15 protein-coding genes and 1 pseudogene are annotated in these 17,849 nt (G+C 65.3%); 7 read left to right on the top strand and 9 right to left on the bottom strand.

The features are described from left to right. Positions 1 to 1,495, top strand: a pseudogene (locus ACVJ5M_RS00265) (GH1 family beta-glucosidase). 187 nt (positions 1,496 to 1,682) lie between these two features. Next, positions 1,683 to 3,026: an FAD-dependent oxidoreductase gene (locus tag ACVJ5M_RS00260; RefSeq protein WP_084795311.1), complete on the top strand. Its 1,344-nt coding sequence runs from the start codon at positions 1,683 to 1,685 to the stop codon at positions 3,024 to 3,026. Between the two features lie 90 nt (positions 3,027 to 3,116). Here ACVJ5M_RS00260 and ACVJ5M_RS00255 read toward each other — a convergent pair whose 3' ends face one another. The 7 genes from ACVJ5M_RS00255 to ACVJ5M_RS00225 form a co-directional block, all read right to left on the bottom strand. Continuing rightward, on the bottom strand, positions 3,117 to 3,674 hold the full coding sequence (locus ACVJ5M_RS00255) for an HNH endonuclease (RefSeq protein WP_063985805.1): 558 nt from the start codon (positions 3,672 to 3,674) through the stop codon (positions 3,117 to 3,119). A gap of 221 nt (positions 3,675 to 3,895) precedes the next feature. Continuing rightward, the gene (locus ACVJ5M_RS00250; RefSeq protein ID WP_354099409.1) at positions 3,896 to 4,873 is read right to left on the bottom strand and encodes a peptidyl-alpha-hydroxyglycine alpha-amidating lyase family protein; all 978 of its coding nucleotides are present in this window, start codon (positions 4,871 to 4,873) and stop codon (positions 3,896 to 3,898) included. A gap of 129 nt (positions 4,874 to 5,002) precedes the next feature. Continuing rightward, positions 5,003 to 6,778, bottom strand: coding sequence for a flavin-containing monooxygenase (locus ACVJ5M_RS00245; RefSeq protein ID WP_063985803.1), 1,776 nt, complete (start codon positions 6,776 to 6,778; stop codon positions 5,003 to 5,005). A 77-nt stretch (positions 6,779 to 6,855) separates the two neighbouring features. Continuing rightward, positions 6,856 to 7,941 (bottom strand): DUF2855 family protein, encoded by a 1,086-nt coding sequence (locus ACVJ5M_RS00240; RefSeq protein WP_231143668.1) that lies wholly within the window; start codon positions 7,939 to 7,941, stop codon positions 6,856 to 6,858. Between the two features lie 98 nt (positions 7,942 to 8,039). Next, positions 8,040 to 9,566 carry an acyl-CoA synthetase gene (locus tag ACVJ5M_RS00235; RefSeq protein WP_063985801.1) on the bottom strand — a complete coding sequence of 509 codons (1,527 nt, stop codon included), beginning with the start codon at positions 9,564 to 9,566 and terminating at the stop codon, positions 8,040 to 8,042. Positions 9,567 to 9,576: 10 nt separating this feature from the next. Continuing rightward, a complete protein-coding gene (locus ACVJ5M_RS00230; protein ID WP_231143667.1) occupies positions 9,577 to 10,752 on the bottom strand; it encodes an ABC transporter substrate-binding protein in 1,176 nt (391 codons plus the stop codon). A gap of 51 nt (positions 10,753 to 10,803) precedes the next feature. Further along, a complete protein-coding gene (locus tag ACVJ5M_RS00225) occupies positions 10,804 to 11,778 on the bottom strand; it encodes an NAD(P)H-dependent flavin oxidoreductase (protein WP_063985799.1) in 975 nt (324 codons plus the stop codon). 178 nt (positions 11,779 to 11,956) lie between these two features. Between ACVJ5M_RS00225 and ACVJ5M_RS00220 the strand changes: the two genes are divergently transcribed. Next, complete coding sequence (locus ACVJ5M_RS00220; RefSeq protein WP_063985798.1) at positions 11,957 to 12,844, top strand: LysR family transcriptional regulator; 888 nt, start codon at positions 11,957 to 11,959, stop codon at positions 12,842 to 12,844. On the opposite strand, the gene ACVJ5M_RS00215 is transcribed toward ACVJ5M_RS00220, so the two are convergent. Beyond that, on the bottom strand, positions 12,841 to 13,494 hold the full coding sequence (locus ACVJ5M_RS00215) for a DNA-3-methyladenine glycosylase family protein (RefSeq protein WP_063985797.1): 654 nt from the start codon (positions 13,492 to 13,494) through the stop codon (positions 12,841 to 12,843). The two genes, ACVJ5M_RS00220 and ACVJ5M_RS00215, sit on opposite strands and share 4 nt — an antisense overlap. Positions 13,495 to 13,718: 224 nt before the next feature. Between ACVJ5M_RS00215 and gluQRS the strand changes: the two genes are divergently transcribed. Together gluQRS and ACVJ5M_RS00205 are read left to right on the top strand one after the other, a co-directional pair. Then, positions 13,719 to 14,591: a tRNA glutamyl-Q(34) synthetase GluQRS gene (gluQRS, locus tag ACVJ5M_RS00210; protein ID WP_063986731.1), complete on the top strand. Its 873-nt coding sequence runs from the start codon at positions 13,719 to 13,721 to the stop codon at positions 14,589 to 14,591. Between the two features lie 103 nt (positions 14,592 to 14,694). After that, positions 14,695 to 15,969, top strand: coding sequence for an ATP-binding protein (locus tag ACVJ5M_RS00205; RefSeq protein ID WP_063985796.1), 1,275 nt, complete (start codon positions 14,695 to 14,697; stop codon positions 15,967 to 15,969). Here the strand turns inward: ACVJ5M_RS00205 and ACVJ5M_RS00200 are convergent. Continuing rightward, complete coding sequence (locus ACVJ5M_RS00200) at positions 15,896 to 16,789, bottom strand: YihY/virulence factor BrkB family protein (RefSeq protein ID WP_063985795.1); 894 nt, start codon at positions 16,787 to 16,789, stop codon at positions 15,896 to 15,898. The genes ACVJ5M_RS00205 and ACVJ5M_RS00200 overlap by 74 nt on opposite strands. 241 nt (positions 16,790 to 17,030) lie before the next feature. Between ACVJ5M_RS00200 and ACVJ5M_RS00195 the strand changes: the two genes are divergently transcribed. Both ACVJ5M_RS00195 and ACVJ5M_RS00190 read left to right on the top strand, forming a co-directional pair. Next, positions 17,031 to 17,225, top strand: coding sequence for a twin transmembrane helix small protein (locus ACVJ5M_RS00195; protein ID WP_028147306.1), 195 nt, complete (start codon positions 17,031 to 17,033; stop codon positions 17,223 to 17,225). 2 nt (positions 17,226 to 17,227) lie between these two features. Continuing rightward, entirely contained in the window at positions 17,228 to 17,800 is a 573-nt protein-coding gene (locus ACVJ5M_RS00190; RefSeq protein WP_063985794.1) for a cob(I)yrinic acid a,c-diamide adenosyltransferase, read from the top strand. Positions 17,801 to 17,849 lie beyond the last annotated feature (49 nt).

The following is a 17,849-nucleotide window of genomic DNA, read 5'->3' as shown; positions in this document are numbered from 1 at the left end:
ATGTCAGCTGATGTCTCGCGGCGCGATCTTGCGAAGCTCGCGGGGCTCGCCGCGCTTGGTGCAGCGGCGGGTGCCAGGGCTGCGGATAACAAGGTTGCAGATAACAAGGCTGCAGATAATGAGGCGCCCGCATCGGCCGATCGCCACGCGCCCTTTCCCAAGGATTTTTTGTGGGGCACGGCGACCTCGTCCTACCAGATCGAGGGCGCCGTCGACGAGGACGGCCGCGGCCAATCGATCTGGGACATTTTCAGCCACACGCCCGGCAAGATCGAGGACGGCTCGACCGGCGACCGCGCCAACGAGCACTATCACCGCTACAAGGACGACGTCGCGCTGATTAAGGCGCTCGGCGTCAAGGCCTACCGCTTCTCGATTGCGTGGCCGCGGGTGTTTCCGGATGGATCGGGCCAGCCCAATCCGAAGGGGCTCGATTTCTACAACCGGCTCGTCGACGAGCTGCTCGCGAACGGCATCGAGCCCTATGCGACGCTCTATCATTGGGACCTGCCGCAGGCGCTCCAGGATCGCGTCGGCGGCTGGCAGTCGAGCGACACGTCGAAGGCTTTTGCAGATTACATCCGCCTATGTCGCCGCGCGCCTGACCGATCGGGTCAAAACCATCTTCACCGTGAACGAGGTCGGGCGCTTCGTGAACTTCGGCTATGGCTGGGGCATCGACGCGCCCGGCCTCAAGCTGCCGACCGCGCAGCTCAACCAGGCGCGCCATCACGTCGCGCTGGCGCATGGGCTTGCCGTGCAGGCGATCCGCGCGTCGGGCCGCGCCGGCACCCGCGTCGGTGCCGCCGAAAACATCGCGGCCTGCGTGCCGGCCATCGCGACGCCGGAAAATATCCGCGCTGCCGAGATCGCAACGCGTGAGCTCAACGCCGGCTTTCTTGGCGTGGTGCTGGAGGGCAAGTACACCGACGGCTTCCTCGCCTATGCCGGGGCGGATGCGCCGAAATTCACCCCTGACGAGTTGAAGATCATCGGCACGCCGAACGATTTCGTCGGGCTCAACATCTACGCGCCGCAATACTACGTCACGGCCTCCGAGCGCGCGTCGGGCTTCCGCGTGCTGCCGTTCCCAGCCTCGTTCCCGCACATGAACTCGGAATGGCTGCGGGTCGGCCCTGAGGTGATCTACTGGGCCCCGCGTCTCGCCGCAAAAATCTGGAACATCGAGACCATCTATATCAGCGAGAACGGCACCTCGTCCGAGGACAAGATCGCTACTGACGGCCAGGTCTACGATCTCGACCGCATCATGTTCCTGCGCAATTACCTGACCCAGATGCAGCGTGCGATCGCCGAGGGCGTGCCGATTCGCGGCTATTTCCTGTGGAGCCTGATGGACAATTTCGAGTGGATCTACGGCTACGGCAAGCGCTTCGGCCTCTACCGGGTCGACTTCGAGACCCAAGCGCGCCTGCCGAAGCTGAGCGCGGCGTTCTATCGGGACGTGGTGATGCGGAATGCGATCGGGGTGTGAGCTGGACGCCTAGCCCCCGCTACTCTCCTGGCCCACAATAGACCCGCGCCACGGCGCCGTTCGTTTCTCCTTGAAGCGCGCATCGCGGCCGCTCCGTTGCAATCGAAACAAAGATCTCGCGATTGGAAACATTCCCGTAGTGCGGTCCACGCACAGAAAGGTGGTGAATCGAACCAAAGGAATAAGTATGAGCCGTCATTTTGGGCAACGCGCGGTTGTCATCGGAGCGGGGATTGGAGGATTGTCTGCCGCCGGTGCGCTTTCTTCCGCCTTCCAGGAAGTCGTCATTCTCGAACGCGATGTCCTGCCGGCTTCGATCATGTCCCGCGCCGGCGTTCCCCAGGATCGGCATCCGCATCTTCTTCTGGCCGGTGGGCTGCAGGCCCTCGACTCCCTTTTCCCGGGTTTCGCGCAGGATCTTGCCGCCGCCGGTGCAGTTCCCGTGAATGTCTTCAAGGACGTCCAGTACGAGCGGCCAGATGTCGGCGCGCTGCCAAGGCGCGACTGCGGGACGTCGCTGCTGTGTGGCTCGCGGCCGCTGATCGAGCATACGCTGCGCCGAAAGGTGACTGCGATCGCCAATGTCAAAGTGCAATCGCAGAGCCGCGTGACGGAGATTGTGCCGGCTGCAACCCGGCCGATGGTGAAGTTCGAGAACGACGCAGGCGTTGGTGCGGCGATCGAGGCGGATCTCGTGGTAGATGCATCCGGCCGCGGTGCGCCGACGCTCGGCCTGTTCGATGCCCTCGGCTGGGAACGGCCGCAGGAGACCGCCGTGGGCGTCGACATCAGCTACACCACCGCGGTTCTCCGTCCGGGGCGCACCTCGTTCGACTGGCTCAATCTGGTCACGTTGCCCGATCCCGCCACGTCGGCGACGGCCGGGTTGATCATCCCTCTCGAAGGCGGGCGCTGGTTTACATCGATCTCCCATCACGGCGCGACGAATCGCCCCGGCACGTGGGAGGACTATCTTGCGGCTGCGCGCCAATTGAAGACGCCGGCGATTTACAACGCAGTCTACAAGCTCTTGCCACCCGGAGGCCTCCGGCATTTCGTGTTTGACGCGAGCCGCTGGCGGCATTTTGAACGGCTCAAGCGGCTGCCGCGCGGGATTCTCCCCGTGGCGGACTCGCTGTGCCGGTTCAATCCGGTCTACGGGCAGGGCATGACGGTCGCCGCGCGAGAGGCAAAGTTGCTGCGCGAGATCCTGGATCGCGTCGCCGGGGAGGCGGACCCGATCGAGGCCCTCCAGGCTGGGTTCATGTCCGAAGTGGGCGCGCTGCTTCAGGCACCCTGGAACATGGGCGTGAACGCTGACTTCGCCTATCCAACCACACGGGGCCAGCGCCCGGAGCGGTACGAGGAAAGCCGGCAGTTCGAGGCGGCTCTATTCCGGGCCGTCGTGGCCGATCCGGTGGTTCAGCGCGCGTTCTCTGATGTCGTGCAACTCGTCGAGCCGTTCGACCTGATCAATTCGCCCGATATCCGCCAACGAATCGAGGCTCATTCGCTGGCGCAGAATGCGTGACGTTCGATGAAACGAACCGAGGACCCGACGGGTCCTCGATCTTTCGATTTCAGCAGGTCGCACGAACGGCCGAGCGCGAACAGCGTCGCCCTACGGATCCAGCTCCGTATCCCAGTAGAGATAGTCCAGCCAGCTATCGTGCAGATAATTCGGCGGGAACAGGCGGCCGTTGCGGTGGAGCTGGTGCACGGTCGGCGCGAACGCGCTCTGGCGCGGAAACATCTTTGCCTGCGCCGGCGTGAGATTGCCCTTGCGCAGATTACAGGGCGAGCATGCCGCGACCACGTTCTCCCAGGTGGTCTGGCCGCCTTTGCTGCGCGGGACGATGTGGTCGAAGGTGAGGTCTTCGGGCGAGCCGCAATATTGGCAGGCAAAACGATCGCGCAGGAAGACGTTGAACCGGGTGAACGCGGGATGCGTGGTCGGCTTGACGAAGGATTTGAGCGAGACGACGCTCGGCAGCTGCATTTGCAGCGTGGGACTGTGGACCGCCTGATCGTAATGCGCGACGATGTTGACGCGGTCGAGGAACACCGCCTTGATCGCGTCCTGCCACGACCAGAGAGACAGCGGGTAGTAACTCAGCGGCCGGAAGTCCGCATTCAGCACCAACACCGGCCAACTGCCTTGCGAGACATGTGCGTTCAAGTAACGCTCCTGGCCTCCAATATACGCTGCGAAGCAGCATGTACTGACATACTACATGCAGCGTGACGGGATTGTGAAGCCCGCTGAGCGACTTATTCAGATGCAAGCAATGCGGCGGCGGGGTGGCAAAGCGCTCAAAACCGCCGTGATTTGGGGGGCGAGGACGACGCCGGGGGGAGGCAGGGTCGACCCGACAGCGCATCGCGGCCTCGCCCGCCCAGCTATTCCCGCACCCGCTCCAGCTTCTGCAAGCATCGCGTGGCGCGCACCACGGCCGGCATCTCCTGGTCCGGAAAACTCGTCTTCCAGTCGGTGACGCCGACCTCGCCGACATAGATGTCGCCCTTCGAATCCAGCGCGATGCCGTGCGGAGCCAGGAATTTTCCGCTGGCGACACCCGGCCCTTCCTCGCCGCCGAGCCGCGCGATGCGTTTGCCTTGCGCGTCCACGATCGACAGCCGCGGGCCGAGATTGGGCACCTTGCGGTTGACGGCGAGGCCCGGGCCGAGCTCGCCGATCACGAATGTCGGGCTCTTGCCGCCACCGCAGCAGCACAGCGCGCAGGGCCGGTGAAGGTTGTTCCACTGCGTCTCGTACTTGCCCTCGCCATCGAACACCTGCACGCGGTGGTTCTCGCGGTCGGCGACATAGACAAAACCGTCGGCGTCGGCGGCGATGTTGTGCACGATGTTGAACTGGCCGGGGTCGGTGCCGGGCTCGCCCCAGCTCTTGAGCAGCTTGCCGTCCGGCGTGAACTTGTGCACGCGCGCATTGCCATAGCCGTCGGAGACGTAGATATCGCCCTTCGGCGACAGCGCGGTGTGGGTGCAGCGATGGAACGGCTCGCCGCTCATGAACGGCGACGGCTTCTCGGGGATGCCGATCGTCAGCAGCACCTTGCCGTCGGTGGTGCATTTGCGCACGGTGTGGTCGCCGTCATCGGTGCAATAAAGATGGTCGTCGGCATCGATGTGCAGGCCGTGCGCGCGGGAGAACAGGCCTTCACCCCAGCTCCGGAGGAAATTGCCCTCGCGATCCAGCACCACCGTCGGATGGGCTCCGCGGTTGAAGACGTAGACGCGGTCCTTGCTGTCGACGGCGACCGAGGCGACGTCGGTCAGTGTCCAGCCGTCGGGCAGCTTTGCGAAATTTTCGACGACGCGGTAGCGGTGCTCGCCGGTGCCGAGAATGGCTGGCATTTGTTTTTCCTCTTCTTCGTTTCAGCGGCGCGATCGTCTCTACACTGTCATTGCGAGCGCAGCGAAGCAGTCCAGACTGTCTTCGCGGAAAGATCCTGGATTGCTTCGCTGCGCTCGCAATGACGAGGCTTAAGCGGCGCCCGCCTCACGCCCCAAAATCCCTTCCTCGACCGCCTTGATCTGGAGCGCGAGATATTTCGAGTTGATCCGGCATTGCGCGAGGCTGCCGGCGATGAACCAGAGGCCGGACTGCCCGGTGCGGGCATACATGTTGCGCAGCTCGAGGCCGTCGCCAAAGCCCCAGACCGGGCCGACGCGGTCGGCGACGCCGTCGCCGAACAGTTTTCGCACCAGATATTCCTGCGGCTTGTAACCGGTGGAGAGCACGATGAGGTCGGCCGCGATCATCGAGCCGTCCTTCATCCGAGCGCCTTCGGCCGTGAAGCTCTCGATGTCCCCAAACTGCCTGAGCCCGATCGCGCCCTCGACGATCAGGTTGGAGCAGCCGACATTGAAATAATAGCCACCGCCGCGGGTGAGGTATTTGAACTGCCAGCCGGTGCCGGCCTCGCCGAAGTCGAGCTTGAATCCGACGTTGCGCAGGCCGTCGAGCAGCTCCTTGTCGAGCTCCTTCGACTGCTCGGTCAGCATCACATGGGTTTTCTTCGCGAGCGGCGTCGGCATCGAGGTCGCGATCAGGTCGTTGTCCTCGAGGGTGCCTTCGTTGTAGGTCGCATAGGCGAGCTGCGCCGACGGCTCGATATTGGTGACGAGCGTCGGCGAGCGCTGCACCAGAATCACCTCGGCGCCGCTGGAGCAGAGATCCTGCGCGATGTCGTGGCCGCTGTTGCCGGTGCCGATCACGATGGCGCGCTTGCCGGTCCAGTTCTCGCCGTCCTCGTAGCGGCTCGAATGCAGCAGCGTGCCTTTGAAATTGGCGAGGGTCGGAATATCAGGCACGTTCGCGATGCCGCTGACGCCGGTTGCCATCACAACATGGCGCGGCTGCATGGTGCGCTTGCTGCCGTCGGTGCGCCGCAGCGTGACGGTCCAGCAGCCCTTCGCGTCGTCGTAGCTACCGCCCTCGAACTCGGTGCCGGTCCAGAAATCCAGCTCCATCGCGTCGACATAGGCTTCGAACCAGTTGGCGAGCTTGTCCTTCGGGATGTAGGTCGGCCAGCTGGGCGGGAACGGCATGTAGGGCATGTGATTGACCTGCACCTGGTTGTGCAGGGTGAGCGCGTGATAGCGCTTGCGCCAATTGTCGCCGATCCGCGTCTCGCGATCGACGATCAGTGTGTCGATCTTCAATTGCTTCAGCCGTGCTGCAATCGCAAGGCCGGCCTGGCCGCCGCCGACCACCAGCACGGCAGGATCGCGATCGGCGTAGTCGCGGGCTGCGTTACGCAAATCGAGCCAGTTCGGCCCGCGGAAATCGCGTGAATAGGCCTGCCCTCGCGGCCGCGACGTGCCGAGCTGTTCCTCGAACCCTTTGAGCTCGTCGAGCGCGGTGAGCAGTGTCCACGCCTTCAGCCGGTCGCCATCGGCGGTATCGGGCACGAGCCGAACGATGCCGCTGCCGCGACCGATCACGGTCTCGAAATTGAAGATGACCTCGATATTGCTGGTGCCGGCGCGCGTGACCCAGCGCGGCGCCGCGCGGTCGGGCGCGATCGTGAAGTTGGTCGGCGCCGCCTGTGGCGCGAGCGCCCTCAGCGCTTGAGCAATCCGGTCGTGGCCCGCGATCGTCTGCAGGTTCCAGCTCAGCGCCAGCACATCGCGCCAAAAACTGTCGGCGAGGAAGAGATGGTCGAGTGCGGCCGGATCGGGCTTGCCGAGCGTGCGCTCGAACTCATCGAGCCAGGCTTGCGCCGAGACGGAAATATCCTTCGTCTTGTCCAGCATGCGCGACCTCGTGGCCGTCTTCGCGGCGTTTCCTCTGAGGTTGACGCTATACCGGTTCGACGGGCCTCGAAAGCGGTTTACCCGAGCAGCGAGAGCATGTGGCCCTGCTCAGGCGGAATACGCCCTTTCAGCGTATCGAGAAACACCTGCCGCACCGCGTCGGGGCCGCGGCTCTCGACCACGGTCAGGCTTCTCTCCAGTAGCGGCACAAAGCCGGACCATGCCGCGCCAAAGCGCTGCTCGATGCCGCCCGGGCCCCATTCCTTGGCGCGCTTGCGGATCTGGTCGGGCGCGAAGAACCAGCGCGGCTTTGCACCGGGCAGCTCGCCTTCGTCGGGCTCGGTGGCGCGATGCGTCAATCCGACGCGTACGGAGCATTTCATCCGGTCGCCGAAGTGCTGATGCAATCCGGCGCGCAGCGCGCTGTTGCCGGCCATGTCAACGAAGGCGACTGGCGCATCCGATGGCAGCGACGCAATGCGGTCATAGGTGACGACCTCGTCATAGCAACCGAGCGACGAGACAAAGCCGCTGTTGCCGGCGGACGTCAGCCCGATCACCTTGCGGCCGCGCACATGCAGCATATGGGCGAGGCCGAACGCGGTCTTGCTCGAGGCGCTGGAGAGCAGCACGGTGCGTGCGCCGAAGTCGTTGTTCTCGGCCAGAAAGTCGTCGACCAGGAACGACAGCATGAACAGCGGCCGCAGCAGCGCCTGGTAGTCGCCCTTCCGGCCGGCGTAAGCGGGATCGCCGCTGACGCGGGCATAGGCGTTGTAGACCGGCGCCACGCCCTGCCGGTGTGCGGCACCGTCGCGAAGGCCGCGCTTGCTGACGTCCGTCGCCTCGATGACGAGATGCGTCGCCATCGGGAAATAGCCGAACAGGCGCTCGCCCACGGCGATGTTCGGATGACTGGACGCGACCACCTCGCCAAAGCCCCATACCGGAATGTTGCCAAAACCGTTCGGCGCGGGAAAGAGCTGCCAGTATTTCAACTCGTCGCCCATCACCGCATAGGTGATGTTGTTGGCGGTGAAGGCGAAGCGGTCGACCTTCACGAGCAGGGCGTCAGGCGGCAGCGCATCCGCGCCGGGAAGCTCGGTCGTGACCACCTTGCACTGGTCGAGGTCATTTTTCGCAACGACGAAGTCGATCGATGTCATGGCTTTGATCCCGGCTTTGTCCGCGCCGGCATTTCATCGTTCACCCATGATCCTTTTGCAACAGCAACATAGTTTAAAACGCCGTTCGCAGCCGTTCGTTACGCGCCGGCGCGCGCGTGGCCCGCCCAATAGGGCTCCCGCAGCTTGCGCTTGAAGATCTTTCCCGTCGCCTCGCGCGGCAGCGCGTCGCGGAATTCGACGTCCTTCGGCACCTTGAAATTGGCGAGCCGCTCGCGCAGGAACGACTGGACCGCGGCGGACGAGAGCGCTGCGCCCGGCTCCGGCTCGACATAGGCGCAGAGCCGCTCGCCAAATTCGGCGTCGGGAATGCCGAACACCGCGCAATCGCGCACGCCGGGCATTCCGATCAGCGCATTCTCGATCTCGGCGGGATAGATGTTGACGCCGCCGGAGATCACCATGTCGCGCTTGCGGTCGCACAGGAACAGATAGCCGTCCTCGTCGAGATAGCCGACGTCGCCGACGCTGACGAGCCCGTCGCGGCCGGCCTCGGCGCGCGCTTCGGCCTTGCCGTGATAGTCGAAATCCGGCACCGAGGCCTGCCGCATGTAGATTTCGCCGGGTTCGTTGACGTCGCACAGGCTGCCGTCGGCGCGGAAGATCTTGACGACGCCGCCCTCGATGGCGCGGCCGACGGTGCCGGGCTTCTTCAGCGCCTCCGCCGCGGAGTGCCACACCGGAATCCCGGTCTCGGTCGAGCCGAAATATTCGTTGATGACGCCTCCCCACCAATCGATCATCGCCTTCTTCACGTCGGGCGGGCAGGGCGCCGCGCCATGAACGACAAAGCGCAGCGAGGACAAGTCGTAACGCCGCTTCATGTCGTCGGGCAGCCGCAGCAGGCGCACGAACATCGTCGGAACCATGTGCATGTGCGTGACGCGATGGCGCTCAATCAGTTGCAGCAGGTCTTCGGGATCGAAGCGCGGTTCCAGCACGATGGTGCAGCCGCTGCGATAGGCCAGCATGCCGTAGGAGTGCGGAGCGGAATGGTACATCGGGCCGTTCATCAGCACGACCTGATCCTCGTTCGGCTTGACGCCATAGGCGATCGCCCCGACGCGCTCGGACGCCGCGATCTGCTCGGGGCGCATCGGCATGCGCCGCACGCCTTTCGGCATGCCGGTGGTGCCCGACGTGTAGAACATCGGCGCGCTGCGACGAGGCGGCTGGGTGAGTTCCGCCTGGCTGTCGCGCCATTTGTCCCAATCGGTCAATCCGTCCGGCACCTTTGTGAGCGCGGCGGGGATGTCGAACGCGCCGGCAATCTCCGGCGGCGTCGGCACGACCATGAGCGCCAGTTCCTCCGGCAGGCCGTCGCGAATCTGCGGCAGCAGGTCGGCATGGCAGATCAAAATGTTGGCGCCGCTGTCGGCCAGGATATAGCGGACTTCGGCGGCCTTCAGGTGCCAGTTGATCGGCACCACCGGTCGGCCGAGCGCGGCGGAAGCCGCGACGACCTCGAACAGGGCGAAGTCATTGCGCAGCATCATGGCGACCGGCGTGCCCTCGCGCCCGCCGAGCGTGCTGATCCCGCCTGCGGCCCGTCTGATCCGCGCATGGAGGTCTGGATAATCGATCCGGCGCTCGCCGCTGATGATCATGGGATGTTCTCTACCGGTCATCGAGAATGCCGCCGAACGGCACCCAGCTCTTGCCGCTGAAGCGGCGGAGCTGAAGCTGCTGGAACGGCAGATAGTCGTCCGGACCAGTCGACACGCTCATTCCGGGCAACAGCAGCGGCAGCTTCACCTCTTTCAGCGACGCGGCCTGCTTCAAGATGTTGTCGCGGCTGACATCGTCCTTGCAGGCGCTCAGCACCGTCATCAGCAGCGTGGCATAGTGATAGCCCGCGGCGTAGTTGGAGTTCGAGAGATCCGCGGTCGGCATGTATTGCTTCATGAAGGCGAAATAGGACTTCACGCCGGGATCGTCGGCCCATTGCGGGTCCATCGTGTCCTTCTGGTTGCTCGACGAGATCAGCCCGACCGCATTGTCCAGCCCCGCCGGCTCCAGGAACGAGATCGAGGAGGCCGAGGTCGGCACGAAGAACAGCTCCGGCTTCCAGCCGATCTCGGCTACGCCCTTGACCATCTGCGAGGTGAACTTGCCGAGCACGACGCCGAACAGCACGTTGGCGCCTGACGCCTTCAGCGTCGAGAGCTGCGAGCTGATCGTCGGCGCGCTGGTCTCGTAGCTCGCCTCCGCGATGATCATGCTTGCGGCCTTGGGCCCGAGCGCGCGCTTGAAGCCCGCGACATAGTCGCGGCCGAAATCGTCGTTCTGGGACAGGATCGCGATCTTCGCGTCGGGCTTGGACTGCAAGATATACTTGGCATAGACGACGCCCTCGGATTCGTAGGCCGCCATGCCCGGCATCGTCCAGGGATTCTTCTGCGGATCGGCCCATTTGGTGGCGCCCGAGAGCACGAACAGCTGCGGCACCTTCTTGGCGTTGAGGTAACGCTGCACGGCGCTGTTGGTGGCGGTGCCGAGCGAGCCGAACATCATCAGCACCTCGTCCTGCTCCACCAGCTTTCTCGTCTGCTCGACCGTCTTCGGCGGCGAGTAGGCGTCGTCCAGCGTGATGAACTTGACCTTGCGGCCGTTGATGCCGCCCTCCGCGTTGACCTTCTCGAAGAACGCCTCCTGCGTCCGTCCGATCGCGCCGAAGCCGGAGGCAGGGCCACTATAGGGCAGGGTCTGCCCGATCCGGATCTCGTCCGCACCGGCGCTGCCGGCGGCAAGCGTCAGCAACGACAGGCCTGTCAGCGCGGCTGTCAGCTTCATGATGTCCTCCCGTTTGTCTTGTCAGTCCAATTTTCCTGTCGGACCAAGCCGTCAGGCGCTGGCGCGCATCAGGAAATCCTGCCGGGCCTGATCGAATTCGCCCTTCATCCGGTCGACCAGCTCGGCGACCGGAGGCGCATCCAGGATCTGGCCGATGCCCTGGCCCGAGCCCCAGATGTCGCGCCACGCCTTGGATTTCATGTTGCCGCCGGAGCCGAAATTCATCTTCGTCTTGTCGGCAACCGGGAGATTGTCCGGATCGAGCCCGGCGGCGGCGATCGAGGGGCCGAGATAGTTGCCGTGCACGCCGGTGAATAGGTTGGTGTAGACGATGTCGTGCGCGGCGTGCTGCGTCAGCGCGGACTTGTAGGCTTCGTCGGCATTGGCTTCCTTCGTCGCGATGAAGCGCGTGCCCATATAGGCGAGGTCGGCGCCCAGCGTCAGCGCGGAGGCGATGCCAAAACCGTCACTGATCGCGCCCGACAGCAGGATCGCGCCGTCGAACCATTGCTTGACCTCGCGCACCAGCGCGAACGGCGACAGCATGCCGGCATGTCCGCCGGCGCCGGCGCACACCAGGATCAGTCCGTCGACGCCTTGCTCCGCGGCCTTGCGCGCATGCTTGACGTTGATGACGTCGTGGAACACCAGCCCGCCATAGGAGTGCGCGGCCTCGACGATCTCGGCGGGCGGCCGCAGTGAGGTGATGATGATGGGCGCCCTGTGCTTCACACAGGTTTCCATGTCCTTCATCAAGCGGTCGTTGGAGGCATGGCAGATCTGGTTGACGGCGTAGGGCGCGACCTTCTTGCCGGGATTGCGCGATTTGTATTCGCCGAGCTCGTCCTCGATGCGGCTCAGCCATTCGTCGAGCTTTTCCACCGGACGGGCGTTGAGCGCCGGAAACGAGCCGACGACACCGGCCTTGCATTGGGCGATCACCAGCTCCGGCCCGGAGACGATGAAGAGGGGCGAGCCGACGACGGGCAGCTCCAGATTGTTCTTGAGCAGAGCGGGCAGTGCCATCCGATCCTCCTGACAAAGCACTTCGCCAGCCTGCCGGCCGGGGTGAGCGCTTCCATGTCGATTGTCGCGTCGGCGGGGTGTCCGCCGCTGGCGTGTTTGACCCCACTATAGGGTTGGACGGCGGGCGGGGATCGTTCAATATTGAACAAGCGGATATTCAGATTTGTACGGAGCCGACGTGGATTGGGATCTCTGCAAGACCTTCGTTGCGGTCGCCGACACCGGCAGCTTCACTGCGGCGGCAAAGCGTCTGCACGCCAGCCATCCGACCGTCAGCCGCAAGATCGCGGCGCTGGAGGCGCAGCTCGGCACCAAGCTGCTGGCGCGCGCCGCTGACGGCTTCGTGCTCACCGCCGACGGCCGTACGCTGCGTGAGCATGCCGAGGCGATGGCCGCTGCCGCGCTCCGCGCCGAAGCCGCCGTTGGCGCCGGCGGTCGCAAGGCGCGTGGCACGGTCAAGCTGTCGATCGGCGCGACGCTGGCCTCGCACTGGCTGATGCCGCGGCTGCGATCGTTTCTCGGCGCACATGATCACATTCGGCTCGAGATCATCACCCATCCGTTTCCGGCCAGCGTGCGGCGGCGGGAGGCCGACGTCGTGCTGCGACCGGTCGACAGCGGCGAGGAAAATCTGGTCGGCCGCAAGATCGGCCGTCTCGGCACCGGCTTCTATGCCTCGCGCGACTATGCCACGGGCCGGTCCTTGCCGGAGCGGAGCGGCGAGTGGAAGGGGCACAGCGTCATCGGCTTCGCCGACCAGGATTCGAACGCACAGCTGGCGCGCTGGAGCGATGCGATCACCCGGCAAGGCACCATGGTGATGCGTTGCTCGTCGCAGGGCGACATGCTGGCGGCGGTGCGTGCTGGAATCGGAATCTCCGCGCTGTCCTGCTTCGTCGCGGAGAGCTATCCAGACTTGGTGCGCGTCGCGCCGCAAAAACTGGTCAGCGTCGCCGATCTCTGGCTGCTCGCCCATCCCGATCTGGTCGAGTTGTCTGCGGTGCGCGCCGTCGTCGACTTCGTGGCCGAATGCGCCCGTGCCGATCGCGAACGGCTGCGAGGCTAGGGCTGGTTGCTGATGACACCTTCGCGCTTCTTGATCACGCGATAATAGCTCCACCACAGATGCGCGGCTGCTCCGCGCAGGGGACGCCAGGGTTCGGCAAGCGGCGCCATCTGCTTCTCCGTCGGCCGCGCCTGAAGGCCCAGGCCAACTTTGATCCCCTCCTGCACGGCGATGTCGCCGGCCGGCCAGGCATCGCCGTGCCCGAGGCAGAACAGCAGATAGACGTCGGCCGTCCATGGCCCGATGCCGGGCAGCGCGATCAGCGTATGGTGCGCGGCCTCGGCGTCTTCCTCGGCAAGCACATCGAGGTTCAGCCGCTGCGCATTGATCTCGCGCGCGAGATGTTTCAGCGTCTTGATCTTGGCGGCGGACAGGCCGAGCCGTCCCAGCCGGTCGGTGCGGGCGCGGCTCACGGCCTCATGGTCGAACGGATCGAACGCGGCCGACAGCCGCCCCCAGATCGCTGCGGCGCTCGCGGTCGAAAGCTGCTGCCCGCAAACGATGTGGGCGAGCCCCGTAAAACCCGGCTCACGCCGCCGCAAGGCGGGCATGCCGGCGATCTCGAGCACGGGCTTGAGGCGCGGGTCGCGCTTGATCAGCGCGTGGACGGCGTCTTCGAGATCGGACTGGGTTTCGAGGTGGATGGTCATTTGGGTCGGCAAACTCTCTCCGGCGTCATGGCCGGGTTTGACCCGGCCATCCACGTCTCTCTAACCACACGACATGTCTAGCATGGGTGACAGTGTTCGTATCTGTCCACGACTTGACACGATCGCTGTATCGCACCGAAGAACGTGGATGGCCGGGACATAGGCGAGCGGAAGCGACGCCGTCCCTTCGGACGGCTATGCCCGGCCATGACGAGTTTCACCGCATGGCGCCACCCGTTTTCCGTTTTGCCCCCAGTCCGAATGGCCTCTTGCATCTCGGCCACGCCTATTCGGCGCTGCTCAATTTCGACCGCGCGCGCGAGACCGGCGGGCGGCTGTTGCTGCGGATCGAGGACATCGACGCGACGCGCTGCCGGCCGGAATATGAGACGGCGATCTACGACGACCTCGCCTGGCTCGGCATCGCCTGGGAAACGCCGGTGCGGCGGCAGTCGGAGCATCTCGCGGTTTATCGCGCCGCGCTCGAAAAACTCTCTGCACTTGGTCTCGTCTATCCCGCGTTCGAAAGCCGCGCGGAGATCGCCAGGCTCGTGACCGCGCGCGAGGCCGCCGGGCCATGGCCGCGCGATCCCGATGGCGCGCCGCTTTATCCGGGTGACGCCAGATCGCTGTCGGCCGGCGAGCGCGACCGGCTCATTGCATCTGGCGTGCCTTACGCGCTCCGGCTCGACATGGCGGCCGCCTGCCGACGCGTTGCCGGCCTGAGGTGGACTGAGCTGGGCGTGGGCCCCGACGGCGAGCATGGTACCGTCCCCGCGCGGCCCGAGGCCTGGGGCGACGTCATCCTGGCCCGCAAGGAGACGCCGACCAGCTACCATTTGTCCGTCGTCGTCGACGACGCGCTTCAGGGCATCAGCGAGGTCGTGCGGGGGCAGGACCTGTTTCACGCCACCTCGGTTCACCGCCTGCTCCAGGTCCTGCTCGATCTGCCGGAACCCGCCTATCGCCACCACGCCCTGATTCTGGACGAGGCGGGCCGGAAGTTGTCGAAATCGGACCGCTCGACCGGCCTGCGCGAGCTGCGCGCTGACGGCGCCACGCCCGCCGGCATCCGCCGGTTGGTGGGATTAGGTTAAGTTTCTCTGGGGGTTAGCAAAACGCCGCCGTGACTCCAGGGGTTCCGCCGTGCGATGCTTGCTTGAGAGCCTGGGGATCGAAGGGGACCCTTCGAAGGGATTCATGGCGGCGAAAACGCGCTCAGCGCGCACCACGCGAACGTCCAGGCGACCGCCTCGGAAGCGGTCCGGGGCGACCGGCCGGTTGCGCAAGCGCAGCGCCAAGGCCGTGGCGCCGGACGTGGTCCAGGCCGCGCTCGCCGCCTTCGCCCATGAGGTCCGTACCCCCCTGACCGGGATTCTTGCGATCAGCGACCTGCTCGCCACTTCCGATCTCGGCGAGCGCGAGCGGCGCTGGGCCGACACCATCAAGGCCGGTGCCGAGCATCTGGCGAGCCTTGCCACCCTGTTCGTCGATGCCGCCAGGACCGGCAAGGGGGCGGGCAAGGGTGGAAGTGCCTTGCGGCAGGATTTGTTCGATCTGCGCGCGCTCGCCCGCAGCGCCGGCGATTCGCTCGCCGGACGCGCCGCGGCCAAGGGCCTCCAGGCCCAGGTCGATATCTCCGAGAAGCTGCCGGGGCTGGTGGTCGGCGATTCCGTCCGCCTGCGCGCCGCGCTCGAGAACCTGATCGACAATGCCGTCAAATTTACCGAGCAGGGCGGTGTCGCGCTCGCGGTCGCGCCTTGGCGTCCCGCCAAAGGCAAGGCCAGAGACAAGGCGAAGGGCAAGGTCGGCGTCGCCTTCGCGGTGTCCGACAGCGGCATCGGCCTGACCATGGCCGAGATCAAGCGGCTGTTCCGCCCCTTCACCCAGGCAAATGTCACCATCGCCTCGCGCTTCGGCGGCGCCGGCTTGGGCCTTTCCTCGGTCAAGCAACTGGCGCGCGCGATGGGCGGCGACATCACGGTCGCCCCGCGGCGCGGCGGCGGCGCCACCTTCACGTTGACGATGTCGCTCGACGCGACGGAATCGCGCAAGTCCCGCAAGTCGAAGGGCGAAGCCGAGGCGGATGCGATGGCCGCGCTGCGCGTGCTCAGCGTCGAGGACAATCCGTTCGGCCGCGTCGTGCTCAACACCATCCTGACCGAGCTCGGCCACCATGCCGAGTTCATCGGGCGCGGCGAGGATGCGGTGAACCGGCTCGCGCAGGGCGCGTTCGATGCGGTGCTGATGGACATGGTGCTGCCTGGCATCGACGGCGTCGAGGCCATCAGGCGGATCCGGACCATGCCGGCGCCGCTGGCTCAGATACCCATCATCGGCGTGTCCGGCCGTGGCGAGGACGAGGCGGCCTCGCGCGAGGCCGGCGCCGACGCCTTCCTGGTCAAGCCTGTTTCTCCGCGCGCTTTAGCGACTGCGCTGCTTGAAGCGAAACGCCGTGAGGAAGCCGCGACTTGATGATCGCGGCGTTGAGCTCGCCGCCGTAGACGAAGATCGCGGCGATGAAATACAGGAACACCAGCGCGATGATCACCGAGGCGAGCCCCGCATACATCGTCACGTAGTTGTTGGCGAAGCGCGCCAGATATTGGCCGAACACGATGCCCGAGATCAGCGACGCCACGATGGTGAAGACGATGCCGGGCAGGATCTGGAGGAAGGCGCGCCGTCCCGCCGGCAGCCAGGCATGCAGGATGATCAGCGCCACCACCAGCGCACCCACGGTGATGCCGTAGCGCAGCCAGGTGAGGATGCTCTCGTTGGACTCGACGAACAGCGGGATATGGCGCCGCGCCGCCTCGATGAAGAGCGGCCCGAGCACGATCAGGAACGCCATCGCGAGCGCGGTGAAGGCCGCGACCAGCGTGTAGCCGATCGATTCAAGGCGCAGCCAGTACCAGCGCCGCATCTCCACCACCGCATAGGCGCGGTTCAGCGCGACGCGGAGCGCCTCGACGCCGTTGGAGGCGAAATACACCGACAGCGCTGCGCCGATCGTCAGCACGCCGGTGCGGGTCGTGGTCAAAACGTCGTGGACTTCTCCCGAGATCGAATCGGCGACCTGCTTGGGCCAGACCTGAAGCATCAGGCTTGCGGCCTGATCGGCAAGTTCCTTGGAGCCGAAGAAGCCGGCGAGCGAGGTCAGCACGATCAGGAACGGGAACAGTGCCATCAGCGTCGACAGCGCGATATGGCTCGCGATCGCCCAGCCGTCGTCGGCGAGGAAGGTGTAGAAGGCATCTTCCACGACGACGTAGATGGTGCGGATTGCCCTCACGCGCCCACCTACACGACAGATGCCGCTCGCTCGCCCCGTGCGCGGGGAGAGGCGAAAAAGCCGGGCAATTGGCGCAGACCAGAAATCATCGCACTACCATCTGATATTATTGACCTAAAAGCCAGATCGCGAAGCGCCCCCGTCGTCATTCCGGGCTCGATGCTTCGCATCGCCCCGGAATGACGGCGGCGGCTGCCGCGGCACCATGGCGCATCCGCAAGCACGGTGTTATCTACCCCAAATGGCATCTCTCCTGAGTACTTTCATCCTGCCGGTAGCGGCCGGCGCCGTGGCGGTGGTGCTGCTGCTCGGTCTCGTCAACATGATGCGCGGCGGCTCGCCCAACACCTCGCAGAAGCTGATGCGCTGGCGCGTGCTGCTTCAGTTTGTGGCGATCGTGATTGCCATGCTCGCGGTCTGGGCGATGGGGCGTTAAAAATGGTCACGCTGAATCGCATCTATACGAAGACCGGTGACGACGGCACGACGGCGCTCGGAACGGGCGAGCGCCGTCCGAAATACGATCTGCGCATCGAAGCCTATGGCACCGTGGACGAGACCAATGCCGCGATCGGCGTTGTCAGGCTCCACACCCATGACATGTCCGAGTTCGACGCGATGCTCGGCCGCATCCAGAACGATCTGTTCGACCTCGGCGCGGACCTCGCGGTGCCCGAGCGTGAAGGCAAGGCCGAGCGGCTGCGGGTGGTGGCAAGCCAGGTCGAGCGGCTCGAGCGCGACATCGACGCGCTCAACGACAAGCTGGCGCCGCTCACCTCCTTCGTGCTGCCGGGCGGCACGCCGGCCGCCGCCTACCTCCACGTTGCCCGTACGATTTGCCGCAGGGCGGAACGCGTGATGGTGGAACTGGCGGCCCGGCCCGGCGAGCCCGTGGGCGCCGCTGGCATCCAGTATATGAACCGCCTGTCCGACTTCCTGTTCGTCGCCAGCCGTGCCGCCAACCATAACGGCGCCGGCGACGTGCTCTGGGTTCCGGGCCAGAATCGCTGACCCATTGAGGTCGATATTTCTAAGGTCTAAAATTTGGCCCTGTCGCGCG

The sequence above is a fragment of the Bradyrhizobium sp. S3.7.6 genome, from assembly GCF_054061875.1.
Note: the sequence above shows the minus strand (reverse complement) of the source record. Positions and strands in the feature narration are given on the sequence as shown.

Excerpts from the sequence above, each read along its gene's own strand:
- ACVJ5M_RS00250 (WP_354099409.1), bottom strand. The coding sequence starts at position 4,873 with ATGCCAGCCATTCTCGGCACCGGCGAGCACCGCTACCGCGTCGTCGAA.
- ACVJ5M_RS00190 (WP_063985794.1), top strand. The coding sequence starts at position 17,228 with ATGGTCACGCTGAATCGCATCTATACGAAGACCGGTGACGACGGCACG.
- ACVJ5M_RS00205 (WP_063985796.1), top strand. The coding sequence starts at position 14,695 with ATGGCGGCGAAAACGCGCTCAGCGCGCACCACGCGAACGTCCAGGCGA.
- ACVJ5M_RS00260 (WP_084795311.1), top strand. The coding sequence starts at position 1,683 with ATGAGCCGTCATTTTGGGCAACGCGCGGTTGTCATCGGAGCGGGGATT.
- ACVJ5M_RS00245 (WP_063985803.1), bottom strand. The coding sequence starts at position 6,778 with ATGCTGGACAAGACGAAGGATATTTCCGTCTCGGCGCAAGCCTGGCTC.
- gluQRS (WP_063986731.1), top strand. The coding sequence starts at position 13,719 with ATGGCGCCACCCGTTTTCCGTTTTGCCCCCAGTCCGAATGGCCTCTTG.
- ACVJ5M_RS00230 (WP_231143667.1), bottom strand. The coding sequence starts at position 10,752 with ATGAAGCTGACAGCCGCGCTGACAGGCCTGTCGTTGCTGACGCTTGCC.
- ACVJ5M_RS00240 (WP_231143668.1), bottom strand. The coding sequence starts at position 7,941 with ATGACATCGATCGACTTCGTCGTTGCGAAAAATGACCTCGACCAGTGC.
- ACVJ5M_RS00195 (WP_028147306.1), top strand. The coding sequence starts at position 17,031 with ATGGCATCTCTCCTGAGTACTTTCATCCTGCCGGTAGCGGCCGGCGCC.
- ACVJ5M_RS00225 (WP_063985799.1), bottom strand. The coding sequence starts at position 11,778 with ATGGCACTGCCCGCTCTGCTCAAGAACAATCTGGAGCTGCCCGTCGTC.
- ACVJ5M_RS00215 (WP_063985797.1), bottom strand. The coding sequence starts at position 13,494 with ATGACCATCCACCTCGAAACCCAGTCCGATCTCGAAGACGCCGTCCAC.
- ACVJ5M_RS00235 (WP_063985801.1), bottom strand. The coding sequence starts at position 9,566 with ATGATCATCAGCGGCGAGCGCCGGATCGATTATCCAGACCTCCATGCG.